17 protein-coding genes are annotated in these 21983 nt (G+C 59.6%); 8 read left to right on the top strand and 9 right to left on the bottom strand.

Annotated elements, in window-relative coordinates; translation table 11 throughout:
- Position 1 precedes the first annotated feature (1 nt).
- On the bottom strand, positions 2–1066 hold the full coding sequence (locus CFB02_RS15635; protein WP_088559274.1) for a hypothetical protein: 1065 nt from the start codon (positions 1064–1066) through the stop codon (positions 2–4).
- Positions 1067–1360: 294 nt separating this feature from the next.
- On the opposite strand from CFB02_RS15635, the gene CFB02_RS15630 reads away from it, so the two are divergent.
- Positions 1361–1633 carry an HU family DNA-binding protein gene (locus CFB02_RS15630; RefSeq protein WP_008175654.1) on the top strand — a complete coding sequence of 91 codons (273 nt, stop codon included), beginning with the start codon at positions 1361–1363 and terminating at the stop codon, positions 1631–1633.
- 42 nt (positions 1634–1675) lie between these two features.
- On the opposite strand, the gene CFB02_RS15625 is transcribed toward CFB02_RS15630, so the two are convergent.
- The 8 genes from CFB02_RS15625 to gshB form a co-directional block, all read right to left on the bottom strand.
- The gene (locus CFB02_RS15625; protein WP_228743866.1) at positions 1676–2641 is read right to left on the bottom strand and encodes a putative solute-binding protein; all 966 of its coding nucleotides are present in this window, start codon (positions 2639–2641) and stop codon (positions 1676–1678) included.
- Positions 2642–2925: 284 nt separating this feature from the next.
- On the bottom strand, positions 2926–4230 hold the full coding sequence (locus tag CFB02_RS15620) for a dihydroorotase (protein WP_014578668.1): 1305 nt from the start codon (positions 4228–4230) through the stop codon (positions 2926–2928).
- A complete protein-coding gene (locus CFB02_RS15615) occupies positions 4227–5240 on the bottom strand; it encodes an aspartate carbamoyltransferase catalytic subunit (protein WP_008175649.1) in 1014 nt (337 codons plus the stop codon). The genes CFB02_RS15620 and CFB02_RS15615 overlap by 4 nt, the downstream gene beginning before the upstream one ends.
- Positions 5241–5267: 27 nt before the next feature.
- Entirely contained in the window at positions 5268–5777 is a 510-nt protein-coding gene (pyrR, locus tag CFB02_RS15610) for a bifunctional pyr operon transcriptional regulator/uracil phosphoribosyltransferase PyrR (RefSeq protein ID WP_088558732.1), read from the bottom strand.
- 7 nt (positions 5778–5784) lie between these two features.
- A complete protein-coding gene (gene ruvX / locus CFB02_RS15605; protein WP_008175643.1) occupies positions 5785–6207 on the bottom strand; it encodes a Holliday junction resolvase RuvX in 423 nt (140 codons plus the stop codon).
- The gene (locus CFB02_RS15600) at positions 6200–6766 is read right to left on the bottom strand and encodes a YqgE/AlgH family protein (protein WP_039882120.1); all 567 of its coding nucleotides are present in this window, start codon (positions 6764–6766) and stop codon (positions 6200–6202) included. Before CFB02_RS15600 ends, ruvX begins: the two co-directional genes overlap by 8 nt.
- Complete coding sequence (locus CFB02_RS15595) at positions 6763–7629, bottom strand: energy transducer TonB (RefSeq protein ID WP_088558731.1); 867 nt, start codon at positions 7627–7629, stop codon at positions 6763–6765. The genes CFB02_RS15600 and CFB02_RS15595 overlap by 4 nt, the downstream gene beginning before the upstream one ends.
- 48 nt (positions 7630–7677) lie before the next feature.
- Positions 7678–8631 (bottom strand): glutathione synthase, encoded by a 954-nt coding sequence (gene gshB, locus CFB02_RS15590; RefSeq protein WP_088558730.1) that lies wholly within the window; start codon positions 8629–8631, stop codon positions 7678–7680.
- Between the two features lie 297 nt (positions 8632–8928).
- Between gshB and pilG the strand changes: the two genes are divergently transcribed.
- The 7 genes from pilG to CFB02_RS15555 all read left to right on the top strand — a co-directional run bounded on the left by pilG (position 8929) and on the right by CFB02_RS15555 (position 21975).
- Positions 8929–9321, top strand: coding sequence for a twitching motility response regulator PilG (gene pilG, locus CFB02_RS15585; protein ID WP_008175635.1), 393 nt, complete (start codon positions 8929–8931; stop codon positions 9319–9321).
- Positions 9322–9353: 32 nt separating this feature from the next.
- Positions 9354–9716 carry a twitching motility response regulator PilH gene (gene pilH, locus CFB02_RS15580; RefSeq protein WP_088558729.1) on the top strand — a complete coding sequence of 121 codons (363 nt, stop codon included), beginning with the start codon at positions 9354–9356 and terminating at the stop codon, positions 9714–9716.
- Positions 9717–9736: 20 nt separating this feature from the next.
- The gene (locus CFB02_RS15575; protein WP_008172777.1) at positions 9737–10282 is read left to right on the top strand and encodes a chemotaxis protein CheW; all 546 of its coding nucleotides are present in this window, start codon (positions 9737–9739) and stop codon (positions 10280–10282) included.
- Positions 10283–10373: 91 nt separating this feature from the next.
- Entirely contained in the window at positions 10374–12449 is a 2076-nt protein-coding gene (locus CFB02_RS15570) for a methyl-accepting chemotaxis protein (RefSeq protein ID WP_172835837.1), read from the top strand.
- Between the two features lie 27 nt (positions 12450–12476).
- Positions 12477–13376: a CheR family methyltransferase gene (locus tag CFB02_RS15565; RefSeq protein ID WP_088558727.1), complete on the top strand. Its 900-nt coding sequence runs from the start codon at positions 12477–12479 to the stop codon at positions 13374–13376.
- Positions 13377–13387: 11 nt separating this feature from the next.
- Positions 13388–20923: an Hpt domain-containing protein gene (locus CFB02_RS15560; protein ID WP_088558726.1), complete on the top strand. Its 7536-nt coding sequence runs from the start codon at positions 13388–13390 to the stop codon at positions 20921–20923.
- Positions 20923–21975: a chemotaxis protein CheB gene (locus CFB02_RS15555; protein ID WP_088558725.1), complete on the top strand. Its 1053-nt coding sequence runs from the start codon at positions 20923–20925 to the stop codon at positions 21973–21975. The genes CFB02_RS15560 and CFB02_RS15555 overlap by 1 nt, the downstream gene beginning before the upstream one ends.
- Positions 21976–21983 lie beyond the last annotated feature (8 nt).

The following is a 21983-nucleotide window of genomic DNA, read 5'->3' as shown; positions in this document are numbered from 1 at the left end:
GTTAGAGCAGATCGTCCAGATCCATGGTTTCAACGGCTTCCGCCTGGTCATCCCAGAAGCTGCCCAGCTGCCCCACGGGTGTACGGTGCCCAGTATTCTCAACCCAGAGACGGTCAGAAACCGCGACGATCATATCGGTGGCCATGGCGTCCACGAACCGCCACTGCTCATTGGCCGGCGTAGTCTCGATCGATTCGGCATGATCCCGGATCACCGAACGAACCATGGCTTCGTCTCCCTTGTTCAGGGCCGCGATAGCGTGGAACACGTGGGGCAAACGCACCCCCGCAACCTCGCCCTGATCGTCGGCGATGGCCAGCCGTTCAAACGCGTTCTCACCCTCGGGCTGGGCACCCGGAATCATCGCCCACACCGTTGCCCGCAATGCCATGGGCGCACCCCACCATTTTTCATTATCGAGGCAGCTCGTGGCCCGGGCGGCAATGGAGCCAACGTTCGCCGGTACGCCAATGGACGAGGTGGACTGAATCTGGGCATTAAGCGCCTGGAGGCCGGAAAGAAGACCCGCCATATAGATGAACTCGTCCATGTCGTCATCAAAATCCGGGCATTCGCCATCGGCAGGATTGCCGTAATGGGCATTGTGGTGCTGCCAGGCCTTGTAATAGCGCCGGGCAGCAACGCTATGTGCGCGCTTCTGCCGGATCATGGCATCCTCGGCCGCATTGCCGTTCATGGCATTCAGGGCGGCAAGTGCGGCCAGCTCGTGCTCCCTCGCCTCTTCTTCGGCGCAGCCGCCGGCACTGAGGTAGAGCATCACCGCCAACTGGTCCGGCTCATTGGTAACGCGGCCGAAGGACATCAGCAGTGGCGCAGTCGCCTCGCTCATGGCGCACCCCATGGCCAGATCGTTGCTCTCCATCAGAAAAGGCACCGTGTGATCCCTTGAGAAGCCCTGCATCACATCTCCGGTGGTCTTGTACATCACGTGATTCACCGCGCTGCAGCCGCCAAGGACCAAACTGGCCGTGAAAGCCGCCACAAGGTTACGTACTCGACGCGCGGAAAATGGCGACTTGCGGGAGGGATTCCGGAAATGGGTCATACCTTCTTCACCTTTTGCGTTTTTTGTTCCGATGCAGCCCTGCTGCAATCGCACAGCCCGGACTCTGGCGGAGAAACCGGTTTGTTACAGTCTGTAACAAGGCACGCATTATGGCGCAGGGGGCCCCGTTTTTATGCGACCGATGCCGCAAATGACGCCAATTTACACACACCTATGCCCCCCCTTGGTTTGCACAATGGGCCGCGAGCCACTATAGATTGGAGCAACCGAGAGTCGTTGTGATTCCGGCCAGTACAGACCGAACCCGCAGAAATACAATAAAAGGAGTATCCGATGCGCAAACCTGAACTCGCCGCGGCCATTGCCGACCGCACCGGGCTGACCCGGGAAAAGGCCAGCGAAGTGATTACCGCATTTACCGACCAGGTATCGGCCGCCGCCTCCCGTGGCGAGGATGTCACCCTGATCGGCTTTGGCACTTTCAACATCCGCAGCCGCGAAGCGCGTGATGGACGAAACCCGCAAACCGGCGAGACCATTCGCATCCCTGCCAGCAAAACCGTAGGCTTCAAAGCCGGCAAGGCTCTCAAAGACGAAATCCGCTAGTCAGGCACAGGCCCGTAGCTGCGGGCCTGCTCTACCCCTGTATCAGGTTCCGGCGACGGAAGCACACTCGGAGCGAGTGGCATCTACCCGGCAGCGAATCGCTTTCATCAACTTGATAGCCCGCTCATCGTATACACCGTCCTCCAGCAACGAGAGACGCACCTTGCGCAGCATCTTGTCGTATTCAGCGGTGTCTTCCTGGGGCAGCTGCATCCAGACGTCTTCCGGAATTTCAGCCTCTGCCTGGGCAATAATCTCGTAGGCCTCGTCTATGCGTTTGATGGCCTGGTCACGCACCATCTGGCCGGCGGAATCCGGGAACCGGTCACGGTGAATGATTACCTGGAAATTCATATACCCGAGGGCATATTTGACCACCGCACCGTTGGGCTGAACGCCCTTGTAAAGTTCCAGTGGTGTGTAGGCGACGGCCGGAGCATAGGCCAGGTCCACGCTACCGTTGTTGAACTTGCCGGCAAAGTTGGCGGAATTGGACCCCACCACAGATGCCCCCACATGGCGAACCATCCGCACGGACGCCTGATCGTAATCGAGGGTTGCAATCCGTTTGCCCTGCAGTTTCTCAACAGAATCGATGTTGCGGTCCCGGGTGTGTAGGTAAATGGCGCCCCCGGGGAATACACCGGCAACCTCGTAGGGACCATCAATCAGGAAAGGCCGGGCTTTTGGCTGGCTGAGGGTGTTGTACAACAGCCGCATTTCCTCTTCGCCGGGCACTGCGCCCATGGCTTCAAGGCTGCCCGTGAACTTGTTGAATTCCCGGGCCCGGGTGCCGGTGAGCAGCACGGCGTCGCACTGGCCCGCCTTGAAATCCTCGGCGGCCACCTTCTCATCGGTGTAGGCGCGAAGGTCAAGCTTGATGCCGTTTTTCAGCGCAACCGGCTGGAAGGTTTTGGTGATGGCAAACAGGGGACCATTGGCACCAACCGGGTCAAAAACGCAAAAGCTGCGTTCCAGAGGCTCGTTCTGCGCCTGTGCCTGCCCCATCGAGGGGAATACCAGACTGGCACAGAGGGCAGCTGCCAAAGCTACCCGCTGGGGGAGGTTTGCTGATTTCACGGGATGACTCCTGGTTATTATTGTCGGGCGCCGGTCTGTGAAAATGAGCCGGTCAGGCCACGCTTTCCTTGGTCGACCATAGGGCGACGGCTACAAGAATACGTTGGCACAGGTGCCTGCCATCAAGGGTTTTTCAGCAAAAAGGGGGGATTCTGTGATGGTGTCGACAGAGGTTCCGCAACCCCTGCCGCACTTTGTCGCCTGAGCCGGATTCAGATTGCCGGCTTTGGCCAGGCCTTTCGACCCTCACTGAGAGTAAGCCGGACGACACCCGGCAGTTCGCGATCGGTCACCGGCGCATGGCGACCGGCTGAAACCAGTGTTTTCGAGTTCGGTGTCCAGAAGGCATCAGGATCAAACACACAGACATCAGCGATTTCGCCCTCGGCAAGGCGGGCTGTTCTGCCCAGCGCGGAAGCCGGACCGTTGGTCAGCGCGCGAATCAGATCAGGCAGTGCCAGCTCATTCATCTCCACCAGTTCCAGCCCCAGCGACAGCACACTCTCAATGCTCGACAGTCCCGGCTCGGTGGCTGCCATGGGCGCCTGCTTGGCGGCGGTATCGTGAGGTTGATGCTGACTGACAATGGCATCAATCACACCGTCCCGAACACCGGCTATCAACGCCTTCCGATCGCCCTCGCCGCGCAGAGGAGGCCGAACATGGAAGCGGCTGTCGAAACCGGCCAGGGCCTCCTCGGTGAACACAAGCTGGTGCATAGCCACATCGGCGGTTACCGCAATGCCGCGGCGGCGGGCTTCAGCCAGCATTTCAACACTGCGACCACAGGAGAGCTGGCTCAGATGCAACCGTACCCCGGTCTCCTCCGCCAGCAACAGCATTTCCATCACCGCGGCGGTTTCCGCCACTTCCGGAATACCGAGCAGGCCCAAGCGAGATGTTACCAGGCCGTCGTGGGCGTAGCCGTCGGCTGCCAGGGCCTGGTTCTCGGGACTGAACATCACCGTCAAACCAAAGGTCTGGGCGTAGGCCATGCAGCGGCGCAAGATACGGGCGTTGCGCACGCCCCGGGAGCCATTACCCACAGCGACACAACCCGCTGAGGCCAGGCCCGCCATGTCGCTGAGCAAATCACCCTCCAGACCCCGGGTGATGGCACCAATGGGCAACACCCGGATCGGCGACCGGCTGGCGGCGCCGTCCCGGATCAGATGGGTGACGGCACTGGAATCATTCACTGGCGAGGTTTCCGGCGAAGCGCAGACCGTCGTGAAACCGCCATGAGCCGCTGCGAGAGTTTCCGAGGCAATATTGCCTTTCTGGCCATTGCCCGGCTCACGGAGGTTACAGCAAAGATCGACAAACCCCGGCGTTATGACAGCGTTCTCGGCGCTGATTGTCTCGTCGGCCTGTGCCCGGGCGGCAGCTTCGCCCATCGCGGCAATACGGCCATCCCGGATCAGCAGCGCGGTATTCTGCTGCTCCGGGCCCTGACCATCGAACAGTCGGCCTCCGGTAATCTTCAGGCTGGTTCCGGATGTGTTGACACTGCTCATGCCTGGCCCCTCTCACTCAATTTCTGCTGCCGTTCTGAAACCTGGCCACCCATGGCCATGGACATGACCGCCATCCGGATGGCGATGCCGTTGGTCACCTGGTTCAGAATGACCGACTGTGGTCCGTCGGCAACCGCCGATTCGATTTCAACGCCCCGATTGATCGGCCCCGGGTGCATAACGATGCATTCCGGATGGGCCAACGCCAGTTTTTGCTGGTTCAGGCCGTAGAGCCGGTAGAACTCGCGCTCGCTGGGCAGCAATGCGCCTTCCATCCGCTCTTTCTGCAGTCGCAGCATAATGACCACATCCAGATCCTTCATCCCGCGGGTCATGTCGTATTCCACCGTGCAGCCGAGGCTTTCCACGTCTTTGGGAAGCAGGGTTCCCGGGGCAATGACGCGAACTTCCTCGGCACCCAGCTCGTTGAGAGCCCGGATCTGGGAGCGGGCCACTCGGGAGTGCAGCACGTCGCCAACGATAGCGACTTTGAGGCCCTCGAAACGCCCCTTGTGCTGGCGAATCGTCAGCATATCCAGCATGGCCTGCGTCGGGTGAGCGTGGCGACCATCACCGGCGTTGATGATGGCGACGCCAGGCGTCACGCTCTCGGCGATAAAATGCGGCGCACCACTCTGGGAGTGCCGGACCACAAACATGTCGCTGGCCATGGCTTCCAGGTTCAGCAGCGTGTCAGACAGGGATTCGCCCTTGGAGGTGGCCGAGGTGCTGATATCCAGGTTGAGCACATCCGCAGAGAGGCGCTTGGCCGCCAGCTCAAAGGTACTGCGGGTTCGGGTGCTGGACTCGAAAAACAGGTTTACCACGGTTCGCCCGCGAAGCAGTGGCACTTTCTTGATGGTTCGCTCACCGACCTCGATAAAGGAGTCCGCAGTGTCCAGGATGTCGGTCAGCAGCGCCCGATCCAGACCGTCGAGAGTGAGGAAATGCCGCAACTGACCATCCCGGGTCAGCTGCAAGTGGTGCGGGGAAGAGTCGTTCGCGGTCATGGGTCGCCTGTTATCCGATTCGGAGGTTTATTGTCCGGCTTCCTGAAGCTCGATACGGAGCGGGTCGGGGCCACGCAGTTTGACGCGTTGATGGGCTTCCAACGCCATTGTCTTGCCAGCCACATCCGGCTGGATGGGCAATTCCCGGGCACCGAGGTCAATCAGGGTGGCCAGTATGATACTGGCTGGACGGCCATAATCGAAGATCTCATTCATGGCCGCCCGGATCGTCCGGCCGCTCATGATGACATCGTCAATCAGGATGATGTCACGACCTTCGGTATCGAAGGGCAGACTCGAGGGTTTCACCCGGGGATTCAGACCGATGCGGCTGAAATCATCGCGGTAGAAGGAGATGTCCAGTTCGCCCAACGGCTCTTCGATGCCAAGGCGTTTGCTCAGCACGTTGGCCAGCCAGACTCCTCCGGTCCGTATACCGATCAGGACCGGGGATTGCACGCCCCGTTGCTGGAGCGCCTGACGCAGCCCGGTTTCCATCTGGTCAAGCAACTGATCAATATCAAGCAATGCCGTCATTCGGTCCTCACTGTTGAAAAAAGGTTTCCAGGATCAGCACCGCGGCCCGGTCATCCACTCCGTGGCGACCAAAATCACGACTGCCTCCGGCGGCCATCACTTCACCCTTGGCCTCGAAGCTGGTGAGCCGCTCGTCCACCATCTCGACCGGCACGTGGTAGCGCCCATGCAGGCGCTTGCCGAATTTGCGCGCCCGGGCACACATATCGTTTTCGGTGTCGTCCATGTTGAGGGGCAAACCGACCACGACCAGGTCCGGACGCCACTCCTCGAGCAGGGACTCAATCTGTTGCCAATCGGGGATACCGTCTCGGGCAGGAATCAGAGCCACCGGTTGGCCGGATCCAAGCAACTCCTGACCGACCGCGACGCCAATACGGCGGGTGCCAAAATCGAACGCCATGACGCGACGGCTGGCCGGTTCAGGCATGACCGACCGATTCGCTGAGCTGATTGAGATCAATTCCGATCAGCTGCAGCACCGCCTTGTAGCGCTCTTCCCAGGGAGTACGGAACAGGATGTCGGTGTTGGCCGGACAGGTGAGCCAGGCGTTACTGCCCAGTTCCTCTTCCAGCTGCCCTTCGCTCCAGCCGGAATAGCCCAATGCCACCAGGTACTCGTCGGGACCTTCGCCACGACCAATGCCTGCCAATACATCGCGGGATGTGGTCAGCAAAACATCGTCGGTGACCTTCGCCGTGTTCTGCCAGCTGGTGCCTGGGGGATGCAGCACAAAGCCGCGTTCCGGCTGCACCGGACCACCGCTGAATACCGGCAGATCCAGCTCGCCGCCTGGCAGGTCCAGTTGTTCCAGGATTTCACCAAGGTGGATGTCCAGCGGCTGATTGATCATTAACCCCAGGGCACCGTCGTCAGAATGCTCGCAAATGTAGATCACGCCGCCATGGAAACGGGGATCAGCGAGATAGGGCGATGCCACCAGGAACTGGTGGCGCAAGCTATGGGGAGAGTGTTTTGATGCTGTCATCCGGATGTCAGCCCCCGACGCTGGAAGGACCAGGTACGTATGATTTCGAGTTCATCCACCTCTTTCCGCATTTCGTCCGGAAATGGTGCAAAAGGTGAGGCCATCCTGACTATACGGATGGCAGCATCATCCAGGACGGTGCTGCCGGAAGACTGCAGGATCGCCACCTCTTTAATGGTGCCGTCTTTCTTGAGTGACACCAGCATTCGCAGTGTGCCATAGATTCCGGCATTGCGCGCCTCGGTCGGGTAGTTGATATTCCCCACCCGCGTGACCTTGCTCACCCAGTTCTGAACGTACCAGGCGTTGGTGGACTTGAGCGTAGAGGCGGCGGTTACCCGCATCACCCTGGGTTTGCGGGCATAAGCCTGCTGCTGGGCATCGAATCGGGCCTCAAGGCTGGCAATTTCGAGGCTGCGCTCCATCAGGCTCTTTTTCTCGCGAACCGGCAGAGGCTCCTCTTCCGGCCTGGTGCGCTCTTCAGGCTGGCGAACCTTCTGACTGGAAGAACTTTCGGTCTGAACTACCTGCTTTTCCTGACGCGGCTGCGGCTCGGTTTGCGCAGGAGGCTCGGGTTGAACCTGGGCTACCTGCGGCTGGCTCACCTCCGCCGGTTGCGGGGTGGTCATTTCCCGAACATCTTCCTCGGTACCACTGCCCTTCTGACTGGTCTGGGCCAGGAAATCCGCCTTCTCCGGAGCTTCCTCATCGTCAAACTGGGACAGGGTAATTTCCATGGTCTGGGCAGAGGAGCGGGGCGGTTCAGGCGCAAAGGTGATTCCCAGCACCACGATGGCGTGCACCGCCAGCGCCATAAACAGGGTGAAGGAAAACCGGTCGAAGTCGCTTACCTGAACTGCCATTCCTGATATGGATCCTGTCGTTATACCTGTCCGGCCGCCATCACCGGATTATGCCTGGCCCAGACGCTTTGCAATCGCGTCCATCAATAAGCCACCAATATCGATCCCGAAGGCCGCATCGAGTTCCCTGATACAGGTCGGGCTGGTGACATTGATTTCGGTAAGGTAGTCACCAATGACATCCAGACCCACAAAAATGAGACCCTTCTCTTTGATCACCGGGGCAACGCGTTCGCAGATCTCGCGATCCCGAGCGGTCAGTTCACGACCCTCACCCCGACCGCCAGCGGCCAGATTGCCCCGATTCTCGCCATGAGAAGGTATTCTCGCAAGCGAATAGGGGACCGGTTCACCGTCGATCAGCAGGATGCGCTTGTCGCCATCGCTGATTTCGGGGATGTATTTCTGGGCCATGGCCTGGTGCGTGCCATAGTTGGTAAGGGTTTCGATGATGACACCGAGATTGAAATCGTTTTCCCTGATACGGAAGATCGAATGACCGCCCATGCCGTCCACCGGCTTCATGATGACATCGCCGTGTTCGGCGTAGAACTCACGGAAGCGACTCGCCGAACGGCTGACAAGTAGTGGCGGCGTCAGGTCAGTAAACTGCGTGGCGAACAGCTTCTCATTGCAGTCGCGCAGCGTGGACGCGGGATTGACAACCAGAGCGCCCTGCTGCTCGGCCGCCTCCAGTATATAGGTGGCCATCAGGAACTCCCGGTCTACCGGCGGGTCCTTGCGCATGAGGATGACATCCAGATCTCCCAGCGCCCGGTCCTGGGACGGCCCGAAGCCGTACCAGTTTTCCGGATCCATGTGCACAGTCAGGTCACGGGTGTGCGCCATGGCACGGCCACCGTCCAGGTACAGGTCGGGGAGCTCCATGTACTCGATTTTCCAACCGCGTTTCTGAGCAGCCAGCAACATGGCCAGTGAGCTGTCTTTCTTGAAGTGGATATCTTCAATCGGATCCATCACGATCCCGAGTCTGACGGTCATGGGCGTTCCTGCACTCCTGAGGGTTAAAAACACGAACCGGTCTGCAGAGCGGACCAGACATTAGGTGCTATGCTTTGAAATCAGATGGTATTGTACCCGAACTGCAAATGCATCCGGAGAAATCCTCAGTCAGTTACGTGACGTTGCGGGCAGTAGTACATTTGGTCACAAACTAATACTTTTTATCCGGCCATTGATAATCTATAAATGAGCGGGGTTTATAGAAGAACCTTAAGGTTTGTGTTAAAACCCCCGTTTTAAAATAACGACAGTCGCTGAGCGCAAGGCAGTTGGACAATGGATGACAACTTCGAGAACTTGAAGATCATGGTGATCGACGACAGTAAAACCATACGTCGCACCGCAGAAACCCTTCTGAAAAAGGTCGGCTGTGAGGTCATCACCGCGACTGACGGCTTTGACGCTCTTGCCAAGATTGCCGATTCACAGCCGGACATCATTTTTGTCGATATCATGATGCCCCGACTGGACGGCTACCAGACCTGCGCACTTATCAAGAACAATTCCTCCTTCAAAAAGACGCCGGTTATCATGCTCTCCAGCAAGGACGGTCTGTTCGACAAGGCCAAGGGCCGTATTGTCGGCTCGGACCAGTATCTGACCAAACCGTTCAGTAAGGATGAGCTGCTCAATACCATCCGCCAGTATGTTCCACAGGCGGAACAGTAAACCTGCTGACCCAAAGAACCATCGAGGAAACCATGGCCCGCATTCTTATTGTTGACGATTCCCCTACCGAGGTTAAGAAAATCTCTACGATCCTCGAGAAGCATAAGCACGAGGTGCTTACAGCTGACAACGGCGCAGACGGCGTTGCCAAGGCTCGTGCAGAGACCCCGGATCTGGTTCTGATGGATGTCGTTATGCCCGGCCTGAACGGCTTTCAGGCAACCCGCCAACTGACCCGCGCCCCGGAAACCGCGTCCATCCCGGTCATCATCGTAACTACCAAGGATCAGGAAACTGACCGAGTTTGGGGCACCCGCCAGGGCGCCAAGGGTTACCTGGTCAAGCCGGTTAACGAAGACGACCTGATCAAAACAATCAACAGTCTGATTGCCTGATCCCCAACCGTGGAGTAAGCATGTCCGCCCAGGCCGCCCCTTTTGCCGTTCTGACGGATATCGCCGCGCGCAGCCGGTCGCTGGCTGCCGGCCTGCCGGAACAACAGCAAGCCGTTGAACTGTGGAACGGCATCGGCTTCGTTCTCGCAGGCGAACGGTACGTTGCCCCCATGGGCGAAGTCACTGAAATCCTCCACGTTCCCCGGTTTACCCATATACCGGGGGTTCGCCCGTTTTTGCTTGGCGCGGCCAATGTTCGCGGCCGCCTCCTGCCCCTGGTTGATCTTGCCGGCTTTTTCGATATTCCCCGCTCTTCCCGTAGCCAGCGGGAACGGCGCGTGCTGGTGGTAGAGCAGGGTGACATTTTCAGCGGGCTGGTCGTCGATAGTGTGCTGGGCATGCAGTATTTCGCAACTGACAGTTTCAAGGATTCGCCCGAGGGCGTGCCTGAAAACGTTCGACCGTTTGTCTCAGGCGGTTATGAACGCAACGAGGAAGTCTGGAAAGTGTTTTCGGCCGTCGACCTGCTCGAGGACGAACGATTTCTTGACGTCGCACAGTGGTAAGGGTGGTGACAATGGCAGGAACATCACCCTGACCGCCTGAAACCCGAAAAAACAAACTTGCCAATTTCTTGAAGAGGCCGGGAGCCAGAAAATGAAGAACAGAGCCGGAAGACTCAGTATGGGACAGGGAGGCAACAAGCTGGTTGCCGGCCTGATCGCCGCGCTGATCGCACTCACTATCCTGCTCGTTGTGGTGCTGTTCATTATCAATACAGACAGCCAGAACGATCAGGAATACATCGCCAACACCGCCGAACTGAGGGTGCTCTCTCAGGAGATTGCGAAGAACGCGACCGAGGCTGCCGGCGGTACCGCCGAGGCCTTCAACCAGCTGCGCCGCTCCCGTGACGAATTCCAGCAGCTCTGGACCAACGTAACCGAGGGTAATCCGGAAACCGGTCTGCCGCCGAGTGAACTGGCCCAGCAGAGTGGCGTTCAGGAAAACTGGAACACCGTGCGGGAAAACGCCGACAGCATCCTCTCCACCCAGGATGCGGTGCTCGGTCTCCACGAAGTTGCCCGGACTCTGAACGAAACCATTCCGCAGCTGCAGGTTGAGTACGACGATATCGTACAGATCCTGCTCGACAACGACGCCCCCGCCGAACAGATCGCACTGGCGCAGCGTCAGTCACTCCTGGCGGAGCGGATTGTTCGCTCGGTTAACAACGTACTCTCCGGTGACGAAGACGCGGTTATTGCCGCGGACCGTTTCGGTCGTGACGCGAGCCTATTCGGCCGAGTGCTTGAAGGCCAGCTGAACGGCAACCCTGCCATGGGGATCTCTCAGGTAAATGACGAAGACGCCATCTACGGCCTCGAAGCTGTCGATGAACTGTTCCAGTTCGTTTCCCAGAACGTAGACGCAATCCTTGAAGCCTCTCCCGACCTCTTCAAGGTTCGTACTGCTGCCAGCGACATCTTCCAGAATTCCGAGATCCTGCTTTCCGAACTCTCTGTACTGGCCGAGAACTTCCGGACCCAGTCCGGCTCACGTCTGGTCAGCCCGACCCTGGCCTTCGCGATCCTGGCCGCCATGGTTGCCATTGTTGTGTTTATCGGTCTGGCCCTGTACCGCGAAGCCCAGGCCCGACTGGCTACTACGCAAGAGCAGAACGAGCAGAACCAGAACGCGATCCTGCGACTGCTGGACGAACTGGCCGACCTGGCTGATGGTGACTTGACCACCGAGGCCACGGTAACCGAGGACTTCACCGGTGCCATCGCCGACTCCATCAACTACGCGATCGACCAGATGCGCGGACTGGTTCAGGCGATTCGTGGTACTGCCGTGCGGGTAGCGTCAGCGGCTCAGGAAACCCAGGCCACTGCGATGCATCTTGCCGATGCTTCCGAGCACCAGGCCCAGGAAATCGCCGGCGCCTCCGCCGCGGTGAACGAGATGGCCGTGTCCATCGACCAGGTATCCTCGAACGCTGCCGAGTCCTCCGCGGTTGCGGAGCGGTCGGTTGCGATCGCGAAGAAAGGCGCGGAAGTGGTACAGAACACCATCCGCGGCATGGACAACATCCGTGAGCAAATCCAGGAGACCTCCAAACGGATCAAGCGTCTGGGTGAATCTTCCCAGGAAATCGGTGACATCGTATCCCTGATCAACGACATCGCCGACCAGACCAACATCCTGTCCCTGAACGCGGCGATCCAGGCCTCCATGGCCGGTGACGCTGGCCGGGGCTTCGCGGTTGTTGCGGACGAAGTACAGCGACTGGCGGAACGCTCCTCTGCAGCGACCAAGCAGATTGAAGCGCTGGTTAAGACGATCCAGTCGGATACCAACGAAGCGGTTATCTCCATGGAACACACCACCGCCGAGGTGGTTCGAGGTGCCCGTCTGGCCCAGGACGCGGGTATCGCCCTCGAGGAAATCGAGAACGTATCCATGTCTCTGGCGGAACTGATCCAGAACATCTCCAACGCTGCACGTCAGCAGTCTTCGTCGGCGGCGCACATTTCCAACACCATGAACGTTATCCAGGAAATCACCTCCCAGACGTCTTCCGGTACCAACGCGACTGCGAAGTCTATCGGTAACCTGGCAGAAATGGCGTCCGAGCTTCGGTCTTCCGTTGCCGGCTTCACTCTGCCGGAAGAAGACGTGGCGGATTACGAGGAAGAGGAAGACAGCGACGTTCCGGTGGTGGGCTGATTTCCGTTCCAGGGCTGTTGACGGTTTATGGCGCAAATGCATAACAACCTGTCACCTGCCGAGGGCATCTGGTCACTGCGTCGACTCCCGGATATGGACGAGGCGCAGTTCAGCCAGTGGCAAACCCTGCTGGAACACCGAACCGGGATCACCCTGTCGTCCGAGCGCCGTTCGTTTCTGGAAACGAACCTTGGCATCCGGATGCGGGAAATCGGCTGCAGCAGCTATCAGGCCTATTACGAAAAGATCGTATCCGGGCCGGATGCGATCAGGGAATGGTCAACGCTGGTGGACCGGCTCACTGTCCAGGAAACCCGTTTCTTCCGGGATCCCGACGCTTTCCGGCTGGTATCCGACTATGTCCTGACACGGCCGCGGGAACAGCTGAAAAAGCGCCCACTAGAGGCCTGGAGTGTCGGATGTTCCACCGGGGAAGAGCCCTACACCCTGGCCATGGTGCTGAATGAATGCATGGAGCAGCTGGCATTGCAGCCTCTGTTCGGTGTCACCGGCTCTGATATCAGCAAGCCGGTGATCGAGAAGGCCCGGAACGGTCAGTTCAATCCCCGCAAACTGCTGGGAATGGACGAGAAAATGAAAGCACGGTATTTCCGCCCGGCCGAGCGGAACACCGTAGAAATCGTGAACAGCATCCGCGACAGGGTGTGCTTTACCAGACTGAATGTTCTGGACCTGGATAAAGCACCCATGCACGGGATGAACATTATCTTCTGCCAGAATCTGCTGATTTATTTCCGCCGCTGGCGCCGGCGGGAAATTGTCAAGCGACTTGCAGAGCGGCTGGCGCCCGGGGGGTTGCTGGTACTGGGCCAGGGAGAGCTGACCGACTGGCAGCCTCCAGGGTTACAGAGAGTCCCCTCGGAACATGTGCTGGCGTGGATCAAACGCCAGACTGACGAAGAATAACCGGAGTGGTTATGGGCAATCACCATGACAGCATCGCCCTCGACTGGGTTCGGGGAGAGATACAGGACACGCTGACCCAGGGTCAGCATGCACTGGAAGCGTATGTCGAGAATCGTGACGACACCGCGCGCCTGCGCTTCTGCCTGAATTATCTCCATCAGGTACATGGCACCCTGCAAATGGTCGAGCTCTACGGTGCAGCCCTGCTCACCGAGGAGATGGAAAAGCTCACTCAGGCCGTACTCAACGAAACCGTTGCCAATACCGACGAAGCCGTTGAAGTCCTGATGCAGGCCATCCTGCAGTTGCCCCAGTACCTCGAGCATCTGGCCAGCAGCCAGGACGATTTCCCGATGGTGCTGCTGCCACTGCTTAACGACCTCCGGGCCGCCCGTGGCGAATCCCTGCTGTCTGATACCTCTTTGTTCAAGCCAGACCTGGCCCCCTCGCGAATGACCGTGTCCGGGAAGGTCTCCCAGCGCCTGCAGGACCCCACGGTCCTGGGCCACATCCGCAAACTGCGCCAGATGTACCAGTTCGCGCTGGCCGGTGTTATCCGGGAAGCGGATCTCGATGCTCATTTCGAGTACATGCAGAAGGTTATTCAACGGTTGGTCCGTTTATGCCAGAAAACGCCCCGGGGCGAGCTCTGGAAAGCGGCCAGTGCGTTTGTGGAAACACTTCAGGCACACGTAAACCCGGTGAATGCGGCGGTGAAATCCCTGCTCAGGGAGCTGGACAGTGAAATACGCCGACTGACCGATGAGCACGCCGATATCCTTCAGCAACCGGCACCGGAAGCGCTGCTTAAACACCTGCTCTACTACGTTGCCCGTGCGCGGGATCTGGATTCACCCCAGGTCAGTGCCCTGCGGGAGGCCTACCAGTTGAACCAGGCACTGCCGTCAGAAGACGATGTTGATGCCGCCCGAACGCGTGTCTCCGGCCCCGGCCGGGACGCCATCCATTCCGTTGTCGGCGCGCTCAATGAAGAGCTGGCGAAACTGAAGGATCAGCTGGATCTGTTTGTCCGCTCAGAGCTCCGCCAGAACAGTGAGCTTGACGACCTGTTGCCGGGTCTGCGCCAAGTGGCCAATACCCTGGCCGTGCTGGGTCTGGGCATACCGCGGAAAGTGATCACCGAGCAGGTCGAACTGGTTGAAAAACTCAGCGCCCAGGCCGAGCTGGTTGACGATGGGACGCTGATGGATATCGCCGGCGCACTGCTTTACGTCGAAGCCAGTCTCGCCGGTCTGGACAGCGAAGGTCAGCAGGAGTCGTCCGCTGACGAAACCTCCGATACACCGATTAACCTTGGCTCCCGGGAACTGGGCGAGGCCAGCGGCGCGTTGCTGCGGGAATCACGGAACACTCTGGAGCAGGTGAAATCCGCCATCGTCAATTTCATTGCCTCGCAATGGGATACCCGGGAAATCGAGCATGTCCCCGGCCTGCTGCACAGCATTCGCGGCGGCATCAGCCTGATCCCGCTGGACCGGGTTGCAAGCATGCTGGCCTCGGCAGAGCGCTACATCAGCGATGTGCTACTGGACGGCAAGCAGGTTCCTGACTGGAAGCAGCTCGACATCCTGGCCGATGCGGTTACCAGCATCGAGTATTACCTGGAGCGCCTCGCTGAAGGGATTGGTGAAAACGATTCGATTCTGCGGGTTGCCGAGGACAGTCTCGCTTCCCTCGGCTTCCCGGTCGGGGCTGAGCCCACCTGGACGGAAACCAAGGCCCAGGAAGAGCCCGTCGCTGAACCGTCTTACGAGCAGGATGAAGCCAGCGTTTCGACCGCCCCGGAAGAAGCCAAAAGCTCGGATTCGGAGCTCCTGGACGACGAGATTCTCGGCATTTTCGTTGAGGAAGCCGAAGAGGTTCTCGAGACCATTCATGAATTCTATCCGCGTCTGCGCCAGAATCACGACGACCGTGAGGCTCTGACCGAAGTTCGTCGTGCTTTCCATACGCTCAAGGGCAGCGGACGACTTGTGGGCGCGACCAGTATCGGCGAATTGGCATGGTCTGTGGAAAACCTGCTGAACCGGGTGATCGATCAGACCATTCGCCCCACCGAAGACATGTTTTCCCTGGTGGACGAGGTCAATGCACGGATTCCATCACTGATCCGTGAATTCAAGGACGGCCAGACCGCAGGCGACGTGGAGGAGCTCACAAACCGGGCCGAGGCCATGGCAACCACCCGTCGCACCGACGACGATGCTGTGGCGGAGCCGGAAACTCCCGAGGTCGAACACACAGTCGCCGACCAGGGAGAAGAAGAGCACGAAATCCCGGCATCCATCGATGAAGAAGCCTCAGCTGAGGCCGTGTCGGATGAGTCCGCTGTTGACGACGACCTGATTGACGATGAAATACTCGAAATATTCGTCGAAGAAGCCGGTGAGGTGCTGGACACCATTCGCGAATACCTGCCGATGCTTCTGCGTCAGCACGATGACCGCAGCGCCCTGTCCGAAGTTCGCCGTGCCTTCCACACGCTGAAAGGCAGTGGCCGTATGGTCGGCGCACTGGTTGTTGGTGAACTGGCCTGGTCCGTGGAAAATATGCTGAACCGCGTTATCGACGGCAGCATATTCATGAACGATGACATCGCCAGTCTTCTGGGAGATGTCACCGCCAACCTGCCGGCCCTGGTCGAAGATTTCGAGAAGCGCCGTTCGGCGTCCGTCGATACCTCCAACCTGGAAGCCCGCGCCAACGCTCTGGCAAACGGGGAGATTCCCGATGCCAGCACGATGCCGGAGGCCGAATCGGACGGCTCCGAAGCCGTAGCCGAAGGGGAAACCACGACTGCAGGCGCAGAGGTCGAGACGGCTGAAGAGGATGCGGTCGACCCGGTACTGCTCGATATTTTTGAAAGTGAAACCGAGACCCACCTGCAGACGCTGAAGGATTTCCTGTCAGCAGCCGGAGACAAGACCACGGTTACCTACACCGATGATCTTTCCCGGGCCCTGCATACCCTAAAAGGCAGCGCCCATACCGCCGGCATTGCACCCATTGCTGCTGTGATCACACCACTGGAACGCTTCGTCAAGGAATCCCGGGCACAGAACAAGCGGGCCAACCGTGACGTGCTTTCGCTGATCGAATCCGCCTGCGATTTCCTGACCCAGGGCCTGGCCCAGATCCGTGAAAATCCACAGGCCTCGCTGCCGGGCACCGAAGCCTTCCTCGAGAAGCTGGACCAACTGACAGAAGAGACACTCCGCGGCCACAGCGAGGAGGCCCCGCGCGAACATCCGCAGCAGGCTCCGTCACGGCTAGTTCAGCTGTTCCTGAACGAGGGCCTCGACATTGTTCTGGATGCTGACCGGATTCTCGACCACTGGGCAGAAAACCCCGGCGAGATGGAGTCGTTGAACCCGTTACGTTCCGAGCTGGAGCAGTTGACCTCCGGCGCCTCCGAAGCCGGGCTCAGCGACGTTGCCGCGCTCTCAAGCGCGTTGAAAGACACCTACGACGAAGCCGCCAGACACGATGAAGCGCCGGACGAAGCCTTTTTCGAGACCGTTCGGGCAGCTCACGAACAGCTGATCAACATGATGGATCAGGTGGCTGCCGGGCTTGCCACGGAATCCAGCGACGACATGGTTACCGCGCTCGAAAACCTGAAACGGGCCCCGAGCACAGAAAACCAGGAACCCGACGCCTTCGAGCAGGAATTCACCGGTGAGCTCGAAGAAATCGATCTCAGCTTTGAGATGGATGAAACCGACGTACCGGCAAATGAAGAACCAGCGGCGGCCGAACAACCGCCGCTGCCGGAAATGTCCGAATCCGATGATGACATGGACGAGGAGCTTGCGGAGATCTTCCTGGAAGAGGCCCGCGACCTCATCGACAGCACCGCTGACGCGCTGCAGAGTTGGAGCGAAAATACCGGAAACCTGGATATCCTTCGGTTGCTGCAGCGGGATCTGCATACCCTCAAGGGTGGTGCACGCCTGGCCGACATTCCTGCCGTGGGCGATCTCTCCCACGAGCTGGAAAACCTGTTTGAGGGACTGACCGAGCAGCGGCTATCGATCAATGATGAGCTCTCGGATCTGCTGTTCCGCTGCCACGATCGGCTTGCGGGCATGGTCGAGAACCTGGAAGCCAAGGAGCCGCCTCGCCCTGCGCCGGATCTGATTGGCGAAATCCAGGCGTACATGGACAGCGCCACCGGAACACGCCCGGTCACCAATGTTGCGAGCCCTGAAGAAGAAGCGGAACCGGATTTCAACGACGAAGAGCAGGCCCCCCTCCCGGAGGTCGAGGAACCCGTCGATTCCGATTCAGAAACCGCGGAAACCGGCGAGGCGGAAGACGGCGTTGCCGATCTCTCGCATCTGGATCCGGAGCTGGTCGGCATCTTCCTGGAAGAAGCCTACGACCTGATCAACTCTACCGGCAGCGCTCTGCACACCTGGACCGAAGACCCGTCGGACCGGAGCATTGCCGCGGAACTGCAACGGGATGTCCACACGCTCAAGGGTGGCGCCCGGATGGCTGGCGTTGAGCCCATTGGCGACCTGACCCACGTGCTCGAAGACCTGTTTGAAAAGATTGCGGAGGGTCAGCTGGAAGCCAGCGACGCCATGAACGACCTCTTGTTCGCCTGCCATGACCGGCTGGCGCAAATGGTCGAGCAGGTGGCGACGCAGAAGCCTTGCCCGCCGGCGGAGGAGCTGGTCGCTCGCGTCCAGTCTATCCTTCGGGGTGAGTCGGCGCCGTCCGAGGAGTCAGCAGAAGCCCCCGACCTCAGCGAGACTCTGACACAGGCCAGCGATGATGACCTGATCGGCATCTTCCTGGACGAAGGCCTGGAAATCTATGGCGCCATCAGTGAGTGTCTTGACCAGTGGCGCGAGGAACCGGAAGAACTGACCGGACTGACCCAGCTGCAGCAGGAACTGCATACCCTCAAGGGTGGTGCACGGCTTTCTGACGTCGATCCGATTGCCAACCTGGCAGAAGCCTGGTCCGACGCTCTGGATCCCCTCATCTCCGGGTCCAATAACCAGAAGACGTTGCTGAAGCTCAGCGACCGGGCATTGGGCAGCCTGAAGACCATGCTCAACAGCCTGGAACAGGGCAGCAAGCCCGAGCCGGATGCGGACCTGATTGAGGACTTCCGGGTGGCCCACGAAGTGGCCGCCGAAGAGACCGCTGCTCCCCGAGAAGAGTCCCAACAGGAAGCGATCGATCCGGAAGTACTGGAAATCTTCCTGGAGGAAGCCGGTGAAATCATGGACCAGTTGGAGCAGCTGCTCGATGACTGGCGCAAGGAACCGGCAAACCACACCTTCAACCAGGAAGCCCAGCGGGCATTGCATACTCTCAAGGGCGGTGCCCGTCTGTCCCAACTCACACAACTTGGTGACAAGGCCCACGCCTTTGAGACCCGTCTGATCGACCTTGGCGGCAATGCCCCGGATGAGTCCCAGTGGCAGGCCATTACCGAAGATCACGACGCCATCATCGCCCTGGTTGCCGACATCCGTAAGGGCTATGAGTCCGGCATGGGTGTGCCTTCGGCAAAGGCCGAACAGCCTGCGCCAGCCCCGGCCGCGCCGGAACCGAAAAAGCCTGAAGAGCCGACGCCTCCCGCCAAGGCAGAAAAACCGGTAGCACCGGCACCCAAGCCCGGAAAATCGCCGGCCAAGGTTCGCAAACAGGCGGCCGAGGCTCAGCGGGCGGCCCAGGAGACCATTCGGGTGTCCGCACCGCTGCTGGATGAGCTGGTCAACCTGGCGGGTGAAACCAGTATTACCCGTGGCCGGCTTGAGCAGCAGACCAGTGATTTTGGCCATACCCTGGAGGAAATGGCCGCCACCATCGAGCGTCTGCGTGAGCAGCTGCGCCGGATGGAAATCGAGACTGAAGCCCAGATACTGTTCAGTGCCGAGAAAGAGCACGGGCCGGATTACGGCGACGACTTCGACCCGCTGGAGATGGACCGTTACTCCTCCATTCAGCAGCTGTCCCGCGCTCTGACCGAGTCCTCTTCGGACCTTGCAGACCTGCGGGAAACCCTGTCTGACCGGGTACGGGACACCGAAACCCTGCTTGTGCAGCAGTCCCGGATCAACACGGAACTCCAGGAGGGTCTGATGAAGACCCGGATGATTCCGTTCGCCTCCATGGTGCCGCGTCTGCGGCGCATCGTTCGCCAGATCAGCGGCGAACTGGGCAAGAAAGTCGACTTTGATGTCCGCAACGCCGAAGGCGAAATGGACAGGAGCATCCTGGAGCGCATGATCGCACCCCTGGAACACATGCTCCGGAACGCCCTGGACCACGGCATCGAAAGCCCGGCGGACCGTAAGCAAGCCGGCAAGCCGGAGACTGGCGAAGTCACACTGTCACTGACCCGCGAAGGCGGCGACGTTGTCCTGAGGATGATCGACGATGGCGCCGGCATTCCCTCTTCGGTCATTCGCGACAAGGCGATCCGTCAGGGCATGCTGCGGGAAGACGAGGATCTGTCCGAGCGGGAAATCCTGCAGTTTATCCTGCAGCCCGGCTTCTCTACCGCCCAACAAGTAACCCAGATTTCCGGCCGCGGCGTGGGCATGGACGTGGTTGCCAGCGAGATCAAACAGCTCGGTGGCAGCCTGGACATCGATTCCGCCGTTGGCCGCGGAACCACCTTCACGGTTCGCCTGCCGTTCACGGTTTCCGTCAACCGGGCGCTGATGGTGTCCACCGGCGAGGATTTCTACGCGATCCCGCTGAACACCATCGAGGGTATTGTCCGGGTCAGCACCTACGAGCTTGAGGAATACTACAAGCCGGACGCGCCGATGTACGAATACGCCGGCCAGGAATACCGGCTCCAGTATCTGGGCAGCCTGCTGAACAGCGATCACCATCCGAAGTTGCAGGGACAGGCCCTGCCGCTGCCGGTGATCCTGGTGCGCGGCGCCGAGCAGCCCATGGCCCTGCAGGTGGACAACCTGATGGGCAGCCGGGAGATCGTTGTTAAATCCCTTGGTCCGCAATTCAGTTCGGTGCGCGGTGTGTCCGGTGCCACCATCCTGGGTGACGGCAACGTGGTGGTGATTCTCGACCTGCCTGCGATGATCCGTTCCGACATCCTGTCCGAGCGCCAGCGCCTGGCCAATCTCGAGAAAGCCCGCGAGTCTGCACGGTACGAGGAGCAGGCTACCGTGGTCATGGTGGTGGACGACTCGGTTACCGTACGGAAGGTTACCTCACGACTGCTGGAGCGTAACGGCATGGAGGTCATCACTGCCAAAGACGGCCTGGACGCGGTCGCACAGCTGCAGGATCACAAACCGGACATCATCCTGCTGGATATCGAAATGCCGCGGATGGATGGTTTCGAGGTTGCGAGCTTTGTGCGCCACGACGACAACCTGCGGGAAACCCCGATCTGCATGATCACCTCACGGACCGGCGAGAAACACCGCGAACGCGCGCTGGCCATTGGTGTGAACGAGTACCTCGGCAAGCCGTTCCAGGAAACCGAGTTGCTTGAGACTATTGAGCGGCTGACCGGACGTCAGTGATGGCCGGCCAGACTGGCCGGCCACGGGTCGGGATCGTCTCGGATGTGGTTCTGCAGCGACACCGACTGCAGGCCGCAACATCCAAGTTCGGTCTGGAGGTGCGTTTTGCCGGGGATCCCGAGCGTTTGCTGGGCTACCCGGAGTTCCCGGATGCCAGCCTCTGGCTGGTTACCCTCGAAGACGAGGCCGATCACCCATTGCTGTTCGATCACCTGCTTGAAAATACCGACGCACCGGTACTGTTCGGATTGGATGAAGCACCCAAACCGGGAAGTACCGAGTATTTTCGCTGGGAACGACGTTTACTGGGCAAACTTGAGCAGCAACTGGGGCACCTGGAAGAGCTGGACTCAGAAGCCACTCTGGCAGAACTGGAGCAGGAAACGCCGGCACCAGCACCATCGCCGGGCCTGCCTCACTGGATAACGCCTGCCGTACCCGGTTCGGTGGCCGAGGAAGTCTGGATTCTGGGCGCTTCACTGGGAGGGCCGGCGGCGGTTAAGACGTTTCTGGACCACCTGCCGCCGAATCTGCCCGTGGGCTTCATCTACGCCCAGCACATAGATGGGAACTTCACAGAGGTTCTTACGCGGGTACTGGGTCGCCACGCCCATTACCAGCTCAAGCGAGCCGAAGAAGGCTATCGGGTCAAGAATGGTGATGTGGTGCTGATGCCGGTGGAGCACGAATGGAAGCTGAACGAGCAGGGAGCCCTCACCGAAACCAGCAATGCCTGGCCGGGGCCCTATGGCCCTTCCATTGATCAGGTCCTGCTTAACGTCGCGGATCATTACGGCCAGCGCTGCCATGCTATTCTTTTTTCCGGCATGGGTAATGATGGCGCTATTGCAGCGCCTTTACTGAAAGCCTACGGTAGCCGGATCTGGGTCCAGGAGAGCACAAGCTGCGGCAACAGCTCTATGCCCGAATCCGTCGCCGCCACCGGTTGCAGTGGTTTCTGTGGCACCCCGGAGCAGCTGGCACGGGAACTGGTAAAAACCATCGAAGAATCCTGCCTGCTCAAGAGCCGGCAGAAACGGGACTCCGCCTGAGGTAACAC

The organism is Marinobacter sp. es.042, assembly GCF_900188315.1.
In the GTDB taxonomy this organism is placed as follows: domain Bacteria; phylum Pseudomonadota; class Gammaproteobacteria; order Pseudomonadales; family Oleiphilaceae; genus Marinobacter.
This window is presented reverse-complemented; position numbering and strand designations above follow the sequence as displayed.